This window comes from Subtercola boreus (assembly GCF_003399635.1).
Classification (GTDB): domain Bacteria; phylum Actinomycetota; class Actinomycetes; order Actinomycetales; family Microbacteriaceae; genus Subtercola; species Subtercola boreus_B.
This window is the reverse complement of the sequence record NZ_NBXB01000029.1, coordinates 164,959-181,320: the sequence shown is the minus strand read 5'-3', so window position 1 is coordinate 181,320 and position 16,362 is coordinate 164,959. Positions and strand designations below refer to the sequence as shown.

Here is a 16,362-nt window from a genome sequence, read left to right as displayed (position 1 = left end):
AGGCCCAGCACCCGTCACGAGCCCCGAAAAGGAACCGCCTTGACCATCACCGATTCTCCCGCGTCCCTGCAGCACCCCGACCGGAACCTCGCCCTCGAACTCGTTCGGGCGACCGAAGCCGCCGCCATCCGGGCCTGGCCGTGGATCGGCAAGGGTGACAAGCTCGCCGCCGACGGTGCGGCCGTGGATGCGATGCGGGCCCTGCTCGGAACGGTCGACTTCGACGGTGTCGTCGTCATCGGCGAGGGCGAGAAGGACAAGGCGCCGATGCTGTTCAACGGTGAGCACGTCGGCAACGGCAACGGTCCGGCCTGCGACATCGCGGTCGACCCGATCGACGGCACGTCACTGACGGCAGCCGGCCGCCCCAACGCGATCTCGGTCATGGCCGTCTCCGACCGCGGCACCATGCTCGACGCCTCGTCCGTGTTCTACATGGACAAGCTCGTCACAGGTCCCGAGGGCATTGGTGTCGTCGACATCCGGAAGCCCATCGGTGAGAACATCCGCGCGCTCGCCAAGGCGAAGGGCAAGGATGTCTCGGAGATGAAGATCGCGGTGCTCGACCGCCCGCGGCACGCGCAACTGATCGAGGAGATCCGCGCGGCGGGAGCCGGCACCCGTCTCATGCTCGACGGCGACGTGGCCGGTGGCATCAACGCGGCCCGCTACGAGACCCGCACCGACATGTGCGTGGGGATTGGCGGCAGCCCGGAGGGCATCGTCACGGCGTGCGCGATCAAGGCGCTCGGCGGCTTCATCCAGGGCATCCTCCGCCCTGGTAACGACGAGGAGCGCCAGCGCGGCATCGATGCGGGTCTCCTGATGGACCACGTGTACGAGGCCAACGACCTAGTCGCCTCCGACAACACGTTCTTCGTCGCGACGGGCGTGACGGATGGTGGGCTGGTCAACGGCGTGCGCCGCAAGGGCCCGGTCATCCGTACAGAGAGCGTCGTGCTGCGCTCCCATTCCGGCACCATCCGCCGCATCGTGGCGGACCATCTGGCTGAGAAATGGCTCTAGCCCGCTCGACCATGCAAGGTCTCCGTCCCTAAATCAGTGTGTTGGGGTCGTCGATGCTCGCCAGATCGCGGGCCAGATCGAGCTCGGCGACCAGTTCGAATGCCGTGACCTGGCGGGCGTTCTCCTCAACCGGCTCCAGCGTCTTCAGCACCACCGACTCGTCGAGCGCGTTCAGCTTTCGCGCTGTCGGGAACACCTGGCGCTCGAACGACCCCACGAACGCGTTGTAGTCCTTCACGCTCCGTTCGATCGTGCGGCCCAGCTTGTCGATGTGGGTCGACGTCGTCGCGAGGCGTGAGTACAGCTCCTTGCCGAGGTCGAACAGCGTCTTGGCCTCGTGCGTCAGCACATCCTGCTGCCAGCTGAACGCCACCGTTTTCAGCAGCGACCACAGCGTGACGGGTGACACCAGGGCGACCTTCTTCGAGAAGGCGAAGTCCATGATGCCGGGGTCGGCCTCCATCGCTGTGGAGATGAGGGACTCGCTCGGGATGAACGCCACCACCAGTTCGGGCGACGCCTCCAGCCCCGCCCAGTAGCCCTTCGACCCCAGCGTCGTGATGTGGTCGCGCACCGCCTTCACGTGCGCCCGCAGCAGCTCTTCGCGCCGGGCGCCCTCCGCGCCGGTGGCCGTCACGGCGATCGTCGACGCTTCGAGATAGGCCGTGAACGGCACCTTGGCGTCGACCGCGATGTTCTTGCCGCCCGGCAGGTGCACCACCATGTCGGGTCGCCCGGCGCCGCGGTCGCTCCGGATACTCGACTGCACCTCGAAGTCGACCCTGTCGAGCAGGCCAGCGGCCTCCACCACGTTGCGGAGCTGCGTCTCGCCCCACACCCCGCGGGTACTGTTCGACCGCAGCGCCGACGCCAGGGACTCCGCGGTCGTGCGGAGCCGCTCCTCGGACTCCGTCGCCGACCGCAACTGCTCGCTCAGCTCGCCGTGCTGCTGGCGGCGCTGCTCCTCTAGCTCGGTGACCTTCGCCTGCACGAGCCGCAGGCTCTCCTGTACCGGGCTCAGCGCGACGAGCACCCGCCCATCGGTCGCGGCCCGTGACGCGTCGGCCCGCTGCGTGTCGGCGAGCCGTTCCTGGAATTCGGCCAGTCGCCCCTCCTGCTGCGCGATCTGCTCCCGGTACTGGGCGTCCTGCGCGCGGAGCTGCTGGCGGAGCGCGGCGGCCGTCGCCTCCGCGCCGGCGCTCCGGCTCTGCAGCTCGAGCAGGGGAGCGAGCTCGCGGGAGCGCGCGGCAGCGTCGGCCGAGTGACTCGCGGCCAAGTGGTGGCCCCGCAGCATCCACCCGCCGAGCGCGCCGACCGCCAGCGCGAGGGCCAGGCAGACCAGAAAGACTCCGAGGGATTCCATGCCAGAAGTGTTGCACCGGCCACCGACACCGGCGGGATGCCACCCCGCGTCGCCCCGGCGCGCCCCGCAACCGGCTGTGGACCACCCGCCCGGGGCCGCCCGCGCCGCGCCGGGTGGCCCCTGAACCGGTCATGCTCTAACCTCAGAACACGCAACCGAAAGTGACCCGAAATGACTGACGTTCTCACCGACACCGCTGTCGTCACCCACTACATCAACGGAGCGCTGGTCGAGAGCACCAGCGGTCGCACGGCTCCCGTGTACGACCCGGCCCTCGGTGTGCAGACCAAGCAGGTCGCCCTGGCCGACGAGGCCGAGATCGCTGCGGCCATCGCCGCTGCCAAGGCCGCCTTCCCGGCCTGGCGCGATACCTCGCTCACCCGCCGGCAGCAGGTCATGTTCGCCTTCCGTGAGCTGCTGGCCGCCCGTCGCGGCGAACTCGCCGAGATCCTCACCGCCGAGCACGGCAAGGTGCTCTCCGACGCGGCCGGCGAGATCACCCGCGGCCTGGAGGTCGTGGAGTTCGTCTGCGGCTTCCCGCACCTCATCAAGGGCGACTACTCCGAGAACGTCTCGACCGGCATCGACGTGTACTCCACGCGTGGCCCGCTCGGCGTGGTCGGCATGATCAGCCCCTTCAACTTCCCGGCCATGGTGCCGCTGTGGTTCTTCCCCGTCGCCATCGCGGCCGGCAACACCGTCGTGCTGAAGCCCAGCGAAAAGGACCCGTCGGCCGCGAACTGGCTCGCCGCGCTCTTCACCGAGGCGGGCCTGCCCGACGGCGTGTTGAACGTTCTGCACGGTGACAAGGTGGCGGTGGATGGTCTCCTCAACAGCCCCGACGTCAAGGCGATCTCGTTCGTCGGTTCCACCCCCATCGCCCGCTACGTCTACGAGACCGCCACCCGGAACGGCAAGCGCGTGCAAGCCCTCGGAGGTGCCAAGAACCACATGCTGGTGCTTCCGGATGCCGACCTCGACCTCGTCGCCGACGCCGCCGTCAACGCGGGCTTCGGTTCGGCCGGCGAACGCTGCATGGCCATCTCGGTGGTCGTCGCGGTCGAGCCCGTCGCCGACGAGTTGATCGCGAAGATCCAGTCGCGCGTTGCCGGGCTGGTCGTCGGAGATGGCCGCCGCGCCTGCGACATGGGACCCCTCGTCACCGAGGTGCACCGTGACAAGGTCGCCTCCTACATCGACATCGCTGTCGCAGATGGCGCTTCCGTCGTCATCGACGGGCGCGACGTGGTCGTCGACGGTGCCCCCGACGGGTTCTGGCTCGGCCCGACCCTGATCGACAAGGTCTCGACCTCGTCGAAGGTCTACACCGACGAGATCTTCGGCCCGGTGCTGTCGATCGTGCGCGTCGCCTCCTACGAGGAGGGCGTCGACCTCATCAACGCCTCGCCGTACGGCAACGGCACGGCGATCTTCACCAACGACGGGGGCGCGGCCCGCCGCTTCCAGAGCGAGGTCGAGGTCGGAATGATCGGCATCAACGTTCCGATCCCCGTGCCCGTCTCCTACTACTCCTTCGGCGGGTTCAAGGACTCGATCTTCGGCGACTCGAAGGCCTACGGCATCGACGGCTTCCAGTTCTACACGCGCCAGAAGGCGATCACCTCCCGCTGGCTCGATCCCTCCCACGGCGGCATCAACCTCGGTTTCCCGCAGAACTAGCGCCGCCTCGCCCGACCTCCGCTAGCCGCTCGCCCCACGCCCGCCCGCCCGACGCCCGCCCCGGGCATCCACCACCATCTCGTGAGACGCCTGCGCGCATGTGAGACCCGCACGCCGGTCTCACATGCGCGCCGCCGTCTCACGAACCGTCCCTGGTGGATGCCCGGGGCCGCTGTCGGCGGATGCCCGGGGTCGGCCCCGGTACGATAGACCTCCGTGGCTCTAACTATCGCAATCGTCGGGCTGCCGAATGTCGGCAAGTCCACCCTCTTCAACGCCCTCACCAAGAACCAGGTCCTGGCGGCGAACTACCCGTTCGCCACCATCGAGCCGAACGTGGGCGTGGTGAACCTGCCCGATCCGCGCCTCGCGGCGCTCGCTGGCATCCACGGCAGTGAGAAGCTGCTGCCGGCTCCCGTTTCGTTCGTCGACATCGCCGGCATCGTCAAGGGTGCCAGCGTGGGCGAGGGTCTCGGCAACAAGTTCCTGGCGAACATCCGCGAAGCCGACGCCATCGCGCAGGTCGTGCGCGGGTTCAGCGACCCCGACGTCGTGCACGTCGACGGCAAGGTGGATGCCGCCAGCGACCTCGAGACGATCAACACGGAGTTGATCCTCGCCGACCTGCAGACCCTCGAGAAGGCCGTTGCCCGCTACGAGAAAGAGGTCAAGACCAAGCGGATCGAGCCCGCCGTGCTGGCGACCGCTCTCGAAGCGCAGAAGATCCTCGACTCGGGTGCGCCCCTGTCGAGTGCGCCGAAGTTCGACATCGAACCCATCAGGGAGCTCGGTCTGCTGACCGCCAAGCCGTTCATCTACGTCTTCAACGTGGATGAGGGCGTGCTCGGCGACTCTGCGGCCCTCGCCGCCCTGGCCGCCCTGGTCGCCCCCGCGCAGGCAATCTTCCTCGACGCGAAGCTCGAATCCGAACTCATCGACCTCGACCCCGAAGACGCCGCTGAACTCCTCGCTTCCACCGGCCAGGAAGAATCGGGTCTCGACCAACTCGCCCGCATCGGCTTCGACACCCTGGGCCTCCAGACCTACCTCACCGCTGGCCCCAAAGAGTCGCGCGCCTGGACCATCGGCAAGGGCTGGACCGCCCCGCAGGCGGCCGGCGTCATCCACACCGACTTCCAGAAGGGCTTCATCAAGGCCGAGATCGTCTCGTTCGACGACCTCATCGAGGCCGGCTCCATGGCCGAGGCCAAGGCCCGCGGCAAGGTTCGCATCGAGGGCAAGGAATACGTGATGCACGACGGCGACGTCGTGGAGTTCCGCTTCAACGTGTAAGGACGCATTCAGGAGTAAATCACCGTTCAGGCGCGCTGACGTCCTGCAAGAATGGCGAGATGGACCTTCTGACCCGAAGCAGGGATCTAGTCCGTCAGAGCGTGAGAGAGAATTCAGAGTTCATGATGTCTCTGATTGCCATCGCTCACGGGACGCCGGCTGACGGGCGTCGCAACTTTTTGTTGAGCGGAATGGACTATGCCCGAGAGCGCCTTGACACTGTAATTACCGGTCTTGGGTGGGCGTACTTATATGAGCGGAATGAAGCAGCACACAGAAGGCTTGTTTGACCGACAGTCCCGGTCGCTTATGGGATTTGGGTGGTAATGTAATCCCATGGAAGCAACCATCGATTCGGGCGGACGACTTCTTCTGCCAAAGAGTCTGCGCGACGCTCTGGGCCTCAGGCCGGGTTCGAAGGTGGACGTGTCGCCGTACGGCAGCGGGCTCCAGATCACGCCGGGCGGGCGCACTGCAAAGCTGCAACGGGATGAAGACGGTCGGCTGGTCGCCATCTCAGACACAGTCGTATCCGATGACGTCATGTTCGCGCTCATCGACGCCGGGCGACGGTGACGTCACAAAAGCGTTTCGCGCTTGACACGAGTGTCGCGGTTCCGCTGTTGCTCCACGCGCACAGCGCTCATGCCGCAGTGTCCGCGTGGGCCGCGGGCCGAATCCTCGGGCTGAGCGGGCACGCCCTCATCGAGACGTACTCGGTTCTGACGCGCCTCCCGGGAGATTCACGAGTCGGCGCAGCGGACGCGGTAACGCTCATCGATGACAACTTCCCCGAGCTGTACATGCTCTCGACCGAGGCCACGAGCAGAGCCCATCGCGAACTCGCGCTCCACGGGGTGTCGGGCGGGGCGACCTATGACGGGCTCGTCGCGCTGGCTGCCCGTGAGAACGACGCCGTACTGGTCACGCGTGACGCGCGGGCCAGGCAGACCTATGAGGCGCTGGGCGCAGCGGTCGAGATCATCATCGATTCCGTATAGGCGGGTTGAGAAGCGATCCAGACCACCTTTACACCACCCACGAACGAAAGGCCCACCATGCCAACACTCGCCATTGTCGGAGCGGGGCCGGGGCTCGGCGCGGCCGTCGCCCGCAGGTTCGCCCGTGACGGTTTCGCGATAGCTCTCATCTCACGTGACCAGTCGAAGCTCGACGCCCTGGCCACTGAGCTGGAAGCGGCCGGGGCGACAGCACGCGGGTACGCCGCCGACGTGAGGGAACCCGCGCAACTTGAGGATGCCCTGGCGCGCGCCGCGGCCGAACTCGGGCCGATCACGGCCCTGCAGTACAGCCCGCTCCCGTCGCGCAACTACCTGAAGCCGGTGCTCGACCTGACGCCGGAGCTGGCGCTCGAAGCCCTCCAGTTCTCGGCGCTCGGCTTGATCCACGCGGTGCGGGCGGTGCTGCCGGCGATGCGCGAAGCGGGGGAGGGCAGCATCATCCTCATCAACGGCGGAACCTCCGTGATGGCGCGCGCCGGCTTTGCGGGAACCTCCGTGGCGTTCCCATCGGAGAGCGCCTACGGCGAGATGCTCCACGACGCACTCGAGGGGGAGGGCATCCGGGTCAGCCAGCTCGTGATCCCGGGTGGCATCCCGAAGCTCGAGCTCCCGAACGGTATCGACGATGTCGCCGATCGCATCTGGGGGCTTCATGCGACCGCGGGTGAGTTCCGCACCATGCTGATCCCGCTGGAGGACGGCAGGGAGTAGCGGCAGCGGCCTGCGGTCGGGCCAGACCTCACGGTGGGGCAACAGAGCGTAGCGGCACCGGATGTCGCGGGTTCCCCTTAGAGTCGGAGTGCGCGACATCCCGTGCCCGGGTGTTCCGCTCCACGAAAGGATGATCGATGTCGTCTCTGCCCACAGCCTCTGCCCTTCGCCGTGTCGGAGGGCTCTCCCTCGCGGCAGGCTCGCTCTTTGCAGCTGCCGGAGCGGGTGCCTGGATGATCGTCACGAAGCAGTTGCAGGCGGAGAAGATCACCGTTCCCGGCAACGCGCCGAGATTTGCGGGCAAGCCCGTGCAGGGCCCGGCGACGGCCTATGTCGAGGCGATCGTCATCAAGGGCAACGCCGAACGCGGGGCGGGTGGGCGCACGTTCGCCGACATCAGCAACGCCCTCCGCGGTGTCGACGCATCGAGTGACGAAGCGAAGGAGCTCCGCAACCAGAGCGCCGCTCTCGCAACGGGCGCATCGCTCCGCACATCACTGATGACCTCCGTGCTCGCCTACGGGGTGAGCGCTTTCGCCGTGGGTCTCGGTGGCTTCCTCATCGTCGCGGGGTCGCAGCTGCGCCGGGCCGACAGCTGACCCCTCGTGGCGCGGGCGGGGCGCGCTAGCGTGGTGCCAGCGAAATCGCGCGAACCCGAACAGGACCAGGAGCCCCGCCATGCCGTATGAAGTCGACTTCACCACCGTCTCGACCGTCGGCCTCGAGTCGTCACCGGTAGCGGACGCGCTCGCGGGGCTCCGCGCCAACGAGGCACGGTACTTCAAAAACAAGTACGACCACGTGTTCACCGTCAGCTCGGTCGATGAGGCGCCGGAGGTGCTCGAGTGGGTCACGGGCATCCTGGAATCCGAACGCGACCTCGTGATCACGTCTCCGGCTCTCGAAGTCAGCGACTTCGTCGTCGACGGTCTGCACATGGCGTACGTGTTCTACGAGTCGGGGCTCTCGATCAACGTCATGTACGCGATTGAGGACGGCGGCAAGCGCGCGGTCGGCTTCAAGCTCTCCGACGGCATGGATGTCCCGGAGGAGCTCGAAGGCCGCTTCAAGTTCGCCCGCCAGAAGTCGAAGCTGGCCGGCACGATCCGCGGCTCGTACTTCGTGATCAAGGGTGAGCACTGACGCGAGCGCTCACCGTTCCGGGTCTGAGGCCTCGGTCGCTGCTGCTCTCCAATCGGCTTTCAGGCGCTTGCGCTCCTCGCGCTGCCGGCGCTCCTCGGCCCGGATCTTCGGACCCAGCGAACCGTGCCTCCCCGCGTTGGAGCTCGTGAACGTGACCGGCTTGCGCCGGATCACCGACACGAGACCCACCACCACGAGGGCGACCGCGGCGAGCGGCAGCAGCAGGAGTAGGAATCCTCCCGACCGGCGTTGATCGTCGACGGGAAGACCGAGCACCGCGATCAGCAGCAGGAGCAGCAGCCACACCGCCAGCAGGGCGAGGCCGACCAGCACGATCATCCATCCGGAGACCCGCCGGGGCGGCGATGCAGGGGGCGTGCTCATGAGTCCAGGTGCTCGAGCAGACGCGCGGTCGCGGCCTGGAGCACGCGCCGCGCGACGGCGAGATCTGCTTCGTCGACTCCCTCGAAGGAGGCGGCGGTCGCGAGGGCGACCGGATCCGGCAGGCCCGCCCAGAGAGTACGGCCGGCCGCGGTGACGCTCAGGATGCGCTGCCGCTGGTCCGCAGCATCCGGAATCTGAGCGACCAGCCCCTTGCGCACGAGGGTCGAGACGACACCGCTCATCGTCGCCCGTTCGATCTTCAGTGCGAGAGCGAGTTCGCGCTGCGTCGTCGGACCCTCGTTCACGAGCTGGTGGAGCACGTACCACTGGGTGGGGCCGATTCCGTGCTCGCGCAGCGTCGCCTCGATCAGGGCGCGGGAGGCGAAATAGTACTGCTTCGCCCACGCTCCGACCGAGTCGTGCTGGGGCTGCGATTCGTCAGGCACCTGACATGATTACCACGGAATCGTCTGGTTCTCCCAGCCCGTGAACGTGTTCGTGGGGCCGTCGGGGCCGAGGAGGGCCACGCGTACGACCTCGCGGGAGCCGTCTTCGACGGATTCGGTGCCGGCAAAGTTGTTCAGGGCCGTGCTCGTGAACCCCGGGGAGACCAGGTTGACCTTGATGTCGGTGTCTTCGAGCTCGATCATCATTGCGAGGACCATCGCGTTCTCGGCCGCCTTGGACGCCGGATAGACGGGGCCGTAGATCCCGCGGTACGGGAAACTCGGGTCGGCGTTGGAGCTCAGCGAGCCGACTCCGCTCGAGACGTTGACGATCCGGGCATCCGTCGACTCGCGGAGCAGCGGCAACATCGCCTGGTAGACGGCGAGCACGCCGAAGACGTTGACGTCCCACACGGCGCGGATCTCGTCGAGGGATGCGGTGCTGGCCGTCGACCGGGCGGCGTTCTGCTCGGGGGTGAGGCCCGAGCCGCCGGTGTTCGAGATGCCGGCGTTGTTGACGAGGAGGTCGAGGCGGCCGTACTGCTCTCTGATGCTCGAGGCTGCGGCGGCGAGGGATGCTGCGTCGGTCACGTCGAGCTGGATGGCGGTGGCCCCCGCACCGATCTCGGCGGCGGCTGCTTCGCCGCGGGCGAGGTCGCGGGATCCGACAAGAACGGTCACGCCGTTGGCGACGAGCTCCCGGGCGACCTGCTTACCGACACCCTGGTTGGCTCCGGTGACGAGCGCGATGCGTTCTGTGGACATTAGTGGACTCCCTGCTGGTGACTGGCACATTGTTTGCTACCTTGCGATTATTGTACGGTAGCAGACAATTAGCAAGGCGCGGCCTCCCAGCGGGTCCAGCGTTTCTACGAGTTGAGGTCAGCGTTTCTACGAGTTGAGGACGACGCGCGTCGCGAATCAGAGGATCCCGCCGCGCGAGGAATGGATGACCACCAGTCCTTCGATCGTGACCATGGGCGCTCCGTGTTCGACGGTGACGGCGACACCCGGGAAGAAGTCGACGGTCTGCGAGCCGATGCTCGACTGGCCCCGCACACTGCACCGAGCGCCTCCGAGCTCCGGCCAACCGATGAAGTCGTAGCTCACGACACCCGGGGTGCCGGACACGACGCGGTCGAACAGGTAGGGGTCGTGCCCATCGCAGGTCAGGCGCACGGACGTGGCCAACTCCGACGGTACGGTTCTCAGGTTCACCCTGACCTCCAGATGGTCGGTGCCCGACGGTACAACCGGCATCGTGAAGGTCGTCACGGAAGTCGTGGTGACCGGGGGTGCGTCGCCGAACGCCGCCGAGGGAAGGGCGAGAGCGGCGATGAGGGCCAGAGCCAGTGGAACGCTGGCTGTGAGCGCTCGGAGCGAGAACGACGTCATGGGCATCCTTTCGAGATGAACGGTTCACTGGGGGAGACGCACGGCGCCGCCGCCCATTACGCCGAACCCGTAAACTCCCAGAAGTGCGCGGCCCCCTGCGCGAACATCCAATACCACCACACAGAAACGGCCCCGATTGAGCCTCATCCGCATGAACGACGTCACCGTGAGCTTCGACGGGCGGCAGGTGCTGCGGGAGGTGTTCTTCCGCCTCGAGACGCGCGACCGGGTCGGCCTCATCGGGCGGAACGGCTCGGGCAAGTCCACGATGCTGAAGCTCGCCCTCGAGCAGGTGGCACCGGATGCCGGAACCGTCACCCTCGACGACGGGCTGAAGCTCGGGTACTTCTCGCAGTTCTCCGAGCTGGATGGCTCGGCCACGATCACCGAGGTGCTCGAGGGCCTCTTCGGCGACATCCACGAGATCGAAGACGAGCTGGCGGGCATCGATGCGGCCGTCGCGATCGCCGCGGTGGGCACCAGCAACGACGACGCGAAAGAACTCGACCGTCTGATCACCCGCCAGGCCGAGCTGTTCGAGCTGATGGAGCACAAGGGCGGCTGGGACTACCAGCGGAGCATCGACCGCGCCCTGACGACGCTCGGTTTCGACGAGGCGCACCGCACCAGCCCGATCGACGACCTCTCGGGCGGCTGGCGCAACCGCGCGGCGCTCGCGAAGATCGTGCTCGAGGCGCCCGATGTGCTGCTGCTGGATGAGCCCACGAACTTTCTCGACGTCGCGGGTGTCGAGTGGTTGGAGGCGTGGTTCCGCGAGTTCCGGGGCGCGGCGATCATCGTGTCGCACGACCGGACCTTCCTTGACGCTGTCGTTACGCGCATCGTGGAGGTCGAGAACTTCCATCTGCATGAGTACCCCGGCAATTTCGACGAGTACGTGGTGCAGAAGCAGTTCCGGCTGAAGACGCTCGAGCAGCAGTTCGTGCACGAGTCCGAGTTGCTCGCCTTCGAGGCCGAGGGCATCTCCGACCGGCGCGAAGCCCTGAAGGCGTCGAAGCAGTCGAACAGCGGCACGGGCAAGACCCTCGGGAAGCAGCTCGCGGGCATCAAGAAGCAGCGCGCCCCGCGCCCGGTCGACCAGATCATCACGGAGATCTACGGCGGCCTCCACATCAAAGACGTGCTCTGCCGGGTCGACCAGCTGGGCAAGGGGTACGGCGAGAAGCGCCTGTTCGAGGGGCTGACCCTCGAGATCCGGCGCGGCAACAGGATCGCCGTTCTCGGGGCGAACGGCAGCGGCAAGAGCACGCTCCTCCGCGTGCTGATGGGGGAGGAGCGACCCGACGCAGGGAGCGTCGACTGGCCGAAGGGCGTCGGCGTCGTCTCCTACAACCGGATGCTCGCCGAGCTCGATGACGACGACACGATCACGCACGCGGTGAACGCCCTCCCCGACAGCCTCGCGCTGACCGCGACCCGCAAATCGGTGGGGCGGTTCCTGGCGATGTTCCAGTTCTCGGAGGCCGAGCTCAAGCAGCGCATCGGAACCCTTTCGGGCGGCCAGCGGGCCCGCGTTGCGATGGCCCAGTGCCTGCTGTCGGGCGCATCCGTTCTGCTGCTCGACGAGCCGACGAACCACCTCGACCTCTCGAGCACGCAGGTGATGGAGCGGGCGCTGCTGCACTTCCCGGGCGCCGTGGTGGTGGTCAGCCACGACCGGTTCTTCACCGACAAGATTGCGACGCGGTACGTGGAGTTCGGTGCGTCCGGCGCGGGCGTCGCGGAGCTGGCCGTCAGCGCGGCGTAGCCCCTCCCGTTTGCGGCGGACTCCACGACGGGGTGGGACGGGACGGTGGGACGGTGACGATCTCGACCACCGAGGACTATGAGGCCGAGTCTCCGAAGCAGATCGAGGTCTCGAAGAGCAGCTCGGTGACGATCACTCCCTCCGAGTAGCGGGCGCGGCGCCGGTGCGGGCGCTGCGGCTGCCCTGTGTCGGGGGCCTCGTCTAGCGTGAACCTCGCGCCGGCCAGGGGCGCTCGTCGAGGGGAGAGCGTGTGGTCGACTGGCATCCCTCGCGCCTCGCGCAGCCCGTCGAATGGATGCTGCAGCACCCGGTGTCGCCGAGACCGTTCGCCGTCATCCGGCTGATCCGGTTTCCGGCTCAGAAGGGCACGGTCGATGCCTGGTACCGGGTGGTGACCTGGTCGCAGAAATCGGCGGACCGCGAGCTGGTCGGCTGGTGCCTCAGCCTCGAGGCCGCGTGCGAGGCGGCGTGGGACTACTTCCGCGCGATGTCGTCCTGGCAGCACGCGCAGGCGGCCACCCGGATGCACGAGCGGCCCGGTGGCGCGCCGTCGAAGCCTCCGGCGCATGATCTGCTGCTCGCGTACCGTGCGGCCGCGCGTGCCGCGGTCGGCGGTGGGGGTGTGCGGCGCGCTGCGGCAGGTGGTGGGGGTGCGCCTGCCGGTCGGGATGCCGAGGGTGCTGGGCGTCAGGCCCGTGCCGAGTTCGGTGCGCCCGACGGGCGGCCGGGTGTCGGCCCCGGAAGGGTGGTGCCCGCGGAGGCGCGGTCACGCGATCCCCGGCCGGTGCCGCCGCCGGGCCGGTCGCTCCGCAACCAGCCGCCCGTTCGTGAACCCGCTCGCGCCCGTTGACGTGTACGCGCTGACGGAGCCTCGTCCGTTCGCGCTCCGGCGTCAACCCTCATGGTCCTGCCCACCTTCGCGCCCCGCTTCCCGGTCGCACCCGGCGTCAAAAGGACGCAAACTGCTGTATCGGGTGCGTTTTGGAGCAGTTTGGGTCCTCTCGAATCGATTCGACGCACCGGAGGGTGCACCGGACGGGGCGCACGGGCGCGCACGGGTGCAGGTCGGCGAGTGGCGCGCGTTGACGCGGCGCGGCGGCGGGCAATACGCTGCGGTCGTGATCGACAGCCCCGGAAGCTCTGCCCGTGAAACGTCTGGTTCCGCCGGGACGGGTGGTGCGACCGGTGCGCACGACGAGGGTCCCGTTCGCGATGTGGCCAGCGCCCGCGGCGCGGCCGATACGGCCGGCGCGGACGGCGGGGCGGCGGGCGTCCGGCGCGTGGCACGCGGCGACGCCGCGTACCACGCCGCGGTGCGCGATCCGTTGTTCAACCGGCTGGTGCCCGGCGGCACACCCGACGCGGTGGCCTATCCGCAGAGCGAGGCCGACCTCGTGGCGCTCGTCAGCGCCGCCCGCGACAGCGGCGAGAAGCTCGCGCTCCGGTCGGGTGGACACAGTTGGGTGGCGGCGTCGGTTCGCGATGACGGGCTGCTCGTCGACCTCGCAGCCTTCGACCAGGTCAGCATCGACACCACCGCACGAACCGCCACGGTGGGGCCGGCGGTGCGGGGCGGCGAGCTCGGGCAGACGCTGGTCGCGGTCGACCTCGCGTTCCCGGTGGGGCACTGCGGCCGCCCGGGTGTCGGCGGATTCCTGCTCGGCGGCGGCCTCGGCCTGAACTGGGGGCAGTGGCTGCCATCGTGCTTCTCGATCCGTAGCATGAGGGTGGTGCTGGCCTCGGGCGAGGTCGTCACCGCCTCGGCGACCGAGAACGCCGACCTGTTCTGGCTGGCGCGCGGCTCCGGCCCGGGGTTCCCAGGCATCGTCACCGAGTTCGAGCTCGACCTCCGACCGCTGCCCCGCGACATCCGACTCAGCTCCTGGACGTTCGATCTCGCCCACGTCGAAGCCGTCACCGAGTGGGTGAGCCGGGCCGTGCGCACGCTGCCGGCGAGCGTCGAGGTCTCCGTGGTGCTGCAGGGCCCCGAGCGGCCGGACGGCCCGGCAACGGCGGGCGGTGATCCAGATGCCCCGACCCACGTCGTGAGCGTCGTCGCGATCAGTTACACCGATACCGAGGCCGAAGCCCGCGAGGCATTCGCCGCTCTCGACGAGGGCCCCGGCCCGGGCATCCGACCGTCCGGGCACACCGACCGTCTCAGCGTGGCCTTCGACGAGCTGCACGTCGGCGTGGATGCGACCTACCCCGACGGCCACCGATACCTCGCCGACACCTTCTGGAGCCCTCGCGACCTCGGCGACCTGCTGCCTCGACTCGCCGACCTGCTGCGGCGCGCGCCGTCGGGCAAGACCTACTTCCTGTCGGCGATGCCGGGCCACGGCGAGGGCCGCACTCTGCTGCCGGTGGGGGAGGCGGCGTACGGGATGCACGACACGAGCCTGATCGTGCCCTATGTGATCTGGGGGGACGAGGCGGATGACGCAGTGAACCGTGCGTGGCTGAACGAGGTGAAGGCGATGCTCGAACCGCTCAGCTCGGGCCACTTCCTGAGCGAAGCCGACCTGCGCTTCTCGCCCGAGCGTTCGGCCGGGTCGTTCCGGACGGAGGACTGGGCGCGCATCCAGAGCCTGACAGAGCTATTCGACCCCACGGGAGTGTTCCACCGCTACCCCTTGGCTTAGCAGGCGCGGTGTGGTTGCCTGAGGCCATGGACGACACACTGCCCGTCTTTCCCCTCGGCTCCGTACTGTTCCCCTACATGCCGCTGCAGCTGCGGCTGTTCGAGGAGCGCTACCTCGTGATGCTCTCGAAGGTGCTCGAATCCGAACCGGCCGAGTTCGGCGTGGTGCTCATCGAACGCGGCCAGGAGGTGGGCGGCGGCGAGCAGCGGTTCACCGTCGGAACCCTGGCGCAGATCGCACAACTCGAAGCACCCGAGGGCCATGTCGTGCTGGTGGCGGTGGGCACCCGGCGGTTCGTCGTCGACGAATGGATGCCCGACAACCCCTTCCCGGAGGCCCACGCCTCCCTGCTGCCCCCACTCGAGTGGGATCACGCGCTCGAGCCGTTGCGCGAGGAGGCAGAGACCGTGGTGCGCCGGGTGCTCGAGCTCGCCGCCGAGAACGGGGAGCAGGAGTGGCCGGCCGACCTCCAGCTCTCGGAGGATCCGAGCGCCGCCTCGTGGCAGCTCGCAGGTATCGCTCCCGTCGGGCCGCTCGACCAGATCACCCTGCTGCGTTCGAACAGTCTCCGGAACCTCCTCACATCGGTGATCTCGATGACACGCGACGTCGAGGAGACGTACCGCGCGCTCTGGCCGGACGACGGCCAGGGCGAGAGCACACCCGGTTCCGAGGGGGATGACTTTCCGTAGCCCGAGTGTCGGCTGAGCATCCGGCCGAACGGCAGGAAGCTCCAAGGTGCGGACGGTTATCGTTGTCGAGTGCCAACCTTCACCCCCGAATCGCGCCGACGCGCCGCCCTCGCCCTCGTTGTGGGTCTTGTGCTCGCCGGGGTCGGTGCGGGTGCCGGTGCGGCCTCGCCCGCGTTGGCGCACGACAGGGTCGTATCGTCGAGCCCTGAGGAGGGGGAGACGGTCACCGAGCCGATCAAAGCTGTCTCGATGACGTTCAGTGATGACATCCTCACCGCAGCCAGTGCTGTGAAGCTGATCACGGTGACCGACATCGACGGCGGCCATCACGAGTCTGGTTGCGTCACGGTCGATGGGGGTGACGTCACCACCGATGTCTCTCTCGGGGAGGCAGGCGAATACACCGTCACCTGGCAGGTCGTCTCCTCCGATGGCCACACCACGAGCGATTCCTACACCTTCGACTGGCAACCGTCCATGCCGACCGCAACGACCACGGCGCTGACGGCGTCCCCTGCCTGCGGCGACACCTGGGCCGGTTCGCCCCAGTCGGCGACACCGTCCGAGACGCCGACGCCGTCCGCCGCTGTCGAACCCGGAACGCTGCCGATGAATGCGCTTCCCGAGCCCACGATGACCATCCTGAACACCTCGCCGGTCGGCCAGACCGACCAGTCGATGCTCTCCGTTCCGCTGCTCATCGCCGTGATGGTCGCCATCGTCGCTGCCCTCGCGGCCGTTGTCGTCGTCATCATGAGGCGGCTCCGCCGGTCGTGACCGACCGCCACCCGCAG

At 68.1% G+C, this 16,362-nt stretch carries 18 protein-coding genes; 13 read left to right on the top strand and 5 right to left on the bottom strand.

Annotation, left to right across the window (positions count from 1 at the left end):
- Positions 1-39 precede the first annotated feature (39 nt).
- On the top strand, positions 40-1,026 hold the full coding sequence (gene glpX, locus B7R22_RS10750; RefSeq protein ID WP_116411731.1) for a class II fructose-bisphosphatase: 987 nt from the start codon (positions 40-42) through the stop codon (positions 1,024-1,026).
- A 28-nt stretch (positions 1,027-1,054) separates the two neighbouring features.
- On the opposite strand, the gene B7R22_RS10745 is transcribed toward glpX, so the two are convergent.
- Positions 1,055-2,389: a DNA recombination protein RmuC gene (locus tag B7R22_RS10745; protein WP_116411730.1), complete on the bottom strand. Its 1,335-nt coding sequence runs from the start codon at positions 2,387-2,389 to the stop codon at positions 1,055-1,057.
- Between the two features lie 171 nt (positions 2,390-2,560).
- Between B7R22_RS10745 and B7R22_RS10740 the strand changes: the two genes are divergently transcribed.
- The 7 genes from B7R22_RS10740 to B7R22_RS10710 all read left to right on the top strand — a co-directional run bounded on the left by B7R22_RS10740 (position 2,561) and on the right by B7R22_RS10710 (position 8,238).
- Entirely contained in the window at positions 2,561-4,069 is a 1,509-nt protein-coding gene (locus tag B7R22_RS10740) for a CoA-acylating methylmalonate-semialdehyde dehydrogenase (protein WP_116411729.1), read from the top strand.
- Between the two features lie 216 nt (positions 4,070-4,285).
- Positions 4,286-5,362, top strand: coding sequence for a redox-regulated ATPase YchF (gene ychF, locus B7R22_RS10735; RefSeq protein WP_116411728.1), 1,077 nt, complete (start codon positions 4,286-4,288; stop codon positions 5,360-5,362).
- Positions 5,363-5,698: 336 nt separating this feature from the next.
- The gene (locus B7R22_RS10730; protein WP_116411727.1) at positions 5,699-5,938 is read left to right on the top strand and encodes an AbrB/MazE/SpoVT family DNA-binding domain-containing protein; all 240 of its coding nucleotides are present in this window, start codon (positions 5,699-5,701) and stop codon (positions 5,936-5,938) included.
- Complete coding sequence (locus B7R22_RS10725) at positions 5,935-6,363, top strand: PIN domain-containing protein (RefSeq protein ID WP_116411726.1); 429 nt, start codon at positions 5,935-5,937, stop codon at positions 6,361-6,363. The genes B7R22_RS10730 and B7R22_RS10725 overlap by 4 nt, the downstream gene beginning before the upstream one ends.
- A gap of 57 nt (positions 6,364-6,420) precedes the next feature.
- Complete coding sequence (locus B7R22_RS10720) at positions 6,421-7,095, top strand: SDR family NAD(P)-dependent oxidoreductase (protein ID WP_116411725.1); 675 nt, start codon at positions 6,421-6,423, stop codon at positions 7,093-7,095.
- A 137-nt stretch (positions 7,096-7,232) separates the two neighbouring features.
- Positions 7,233-7,694: an aromatic ring-opening dioxygenase LigA gene (locus tag B7R22_RS10715; RefSeq protein WP_116411724.1), complete on the top strand. Its 462-nt coding sequence runs from the start codon at positions 7,233-7,235 to the stop codon at positions 7,692-7,694.
- Between the two features lie 79 nt (positions 7,695-7,773).
- Entirely contained in the window at positions 7,774-8,238 is a 465-nt protein-coding gene (locus tag B7R22_RS10710) for a phage tail protein (protein ID WP_116411723.1), read from the top strand.
- A gap of 9 nt (positions 8,239-8,247) precedes the next feature.
- Here the strand turns inward: B7R22_RS10710 and B7R22_RS10705 are convergent, their stop codons facing one another.
- The 4 genes from B7R22_RS10705 to B7R22_RS10690 all read right to left on the bottom strand — a co-directional run bounded on the left by B7R22_RS10705 (position 8,248) and on the right by B7R22_RS10690 (position 10,463).
- Entirely contained in the window at positions 8,248-8,622 is a 375-nt protein-coding gene (locus B7R22_RS10705) for a hypothetical protein (RefSeq protein ID WP_147305356.1), read from the bottom strand.
- Positions 8,619-9,068, bottom strand: coding sequence for a MarR family winged helix-turn-helix transcriptional regulator (locus B7R22_RS10700; protein ID WP_116411721.1), 450 nt, complete (start codon positions 9,066-9,068; stop codon positions 8,619-8,621). Before B7R22_RS10700 ends, B7R22_RS10705 begins: the two co-directional genes overlap by 4 nt.
- A 9-nt stretch (positions 9,069-9,077) precedes the next feature.
- Positions 9,078-9,833, bottom strand: a complete 756-nt coding sequence (locus B7R22_RS10695) for an SDR family NAD(P)-dependent oxidoreductase (protein WP_116411720.1) — start codon at positions 9,831-9,833, stop codon at positions 9,078-9,080.
- 156 nt (positions 9,834-9,989) lie between these two features.
- On the bottom strand, positions 9,990-10,463 hold the full coding sequence (locus tag B7R22_RS10690) for a hypothetical protein (protein WP_116411719.1): 474 nt from the start codon (positions 10,461-10,463) through the stop codon (positions 9,990-9,992).
- A 151-nt stretch (positions 10,464-10,614) separates the two neighbouring features.
- Between B7R22_RS10690 and B7R22_RS10685 the strand changes: the two genes are divergently transcribed.
- The 5 genes from B7R22_RS10685 to B7R22_RS10665 all read left to right on the top strand — a co-directional run bounded on the left by B7R22_RS10685 (position 10,615) and on the right by B7R22_RS10665 (position 16,345).
- Complete coding sequence (locus B7R22_RS10685; protein ID WP_253259013.1) at positions 10,615-12,231, top strand: ABC-F family ATP-binding cassette domain-containing protein; 1,617 nt, start codon at positions 10,615-10,617, stop codon at positions 12,229-12,231.
- 250 nt (positions 12,232-12,481) lie between these two features.
- On the top strand, positions 12,482-13,081 hold the full coding sequence (locus tag B7R22_RS19195; protein WP_172582307.1) for a hypothetical protein: 600 nt from the start codon (positions 12,482-12,484) through the stop codon (positions 13,079-13,081).
- A 268-nt stretch (positions 13,082-13,349) separates the two neighbouring features.
- Entirely contained in the window at positions 13,350-14,876 is a 1,527-nt protein-coding gene (locus B7R22_RS10675) for an FAD-binding oxidoreductase (protein WP_147305355.1), read from the top strand.
- Between the two features lie 26 nt (positions 14,877-14,902).
- A complete protein-coding gene (locus B7R22_RS10670; protein WP_116411716.1) occupies positions 14,903-15,568 on the top strand; it encodes an LON peptidase substrate-binding domain-containing protein in 666 nt (221 codons plus the stop codon).
- A gap of 69 nt (positions 15,569-15,637) precedes the next feature.
- On the top strand, positions 15,638-16,345 hold the full coding sequence (locus B7R22_RS10665) for a copper resistance CopC family protein (RefSeq protein ID WP_172582305.1): 708 nt from the start codon (positions 15,638-15,640) through the stop codon (positions 16,343-16,345).
- The last annotated feature ends 17 nt before the right edge of the window (positions 16,346-16,362 follow it).

What these genes read in the sequence shown, in the direction of transcription:
- B7R22_RS10745 (WP_116411730.1), bottom strand. Translation starts at nt 2,389, where the DNA reads ATGGAATCCCTCGGAGTCTTTCTGGTCTGCCTGGCCCTCGCGCTGGCG.
- B7R22_RS10740 (WP_116411729.1), top strand. Translation starts at nt 2,561, where the DNA reads ATGACTGACGTTCTCACCGACACCGCTGTCGTCACCCACTACATCAAC.
- B7R22_RS10730 (WP_116411727.1), top strand. Translation starts at nt 5,699, where the DNA reads ATGGAAGCAACCATCGATTCGGGCGGACGACTTCTTCTGCCAAAGAGT.
- B7R22_RS10720 (WP_116411725.1), top strand. Translation starts at nt 6,421, where the DNA reads ATGCCAACACTCGCCATTGTCGGAGCGGGGCCGGGGCTCGGCGCGGCC.
- B7R22_RS10715 (WP_116411724.1), top strand. Translation starts at nt 7,233, where the DNA reads ATGTCGTCTCTGCCCACAGCCTCTGCCCTTCGCCGTGTCGGAGGGCTC.
- B7R22_RS10710 (WP_116411723.1), top strand. Translation starts at nt 7,774, where the DNA reads ATGCCGTATGAAGTCGACTTCACCACCGTCTCGACCGTCGGCCTCGAG.
- B7R22_RS10705 (WP_147305356.1), bottom strand. Translation starts at nt 8,622, where the DNA reads ATGAGCACGCCCCCTGCATCGCCGCCCCGGCGGGTCTCCGGATGGATG.
- B7R22_RS10695 (WP_116411720.1), bottom strand. Translation starts at nt 9,833, where the DNA reads ATGTCCACAGAACGCATCGCGCTCGTCACCGGAGCCAACCAGGGTGTC.
- B7R22_RS10690 (WP_116411719.1), bottom strand. Translation starts at nt 10,463, where the DNA reads ATGACGTCGTTCTCGCTCCGAGCGCTCACAGCCAGCGTTCCACTGGCT.
- B7R22_RS10685 (WP_253259013.1), top strand. Translation starts at nt 10,615, where the DNA reads ATGAACGACGTCACCGTGAGCTTCGACGGGCGGCAGGTGCTGCGGGAG.
- B7R22_RS10670 (WP_116411716.1), top strand. Translation starts at nt 14,903, where the DNA reads ATGGACGACACACTGCCCGTCTTTCCCCTCGGCTCCGTACTGTTCCCC.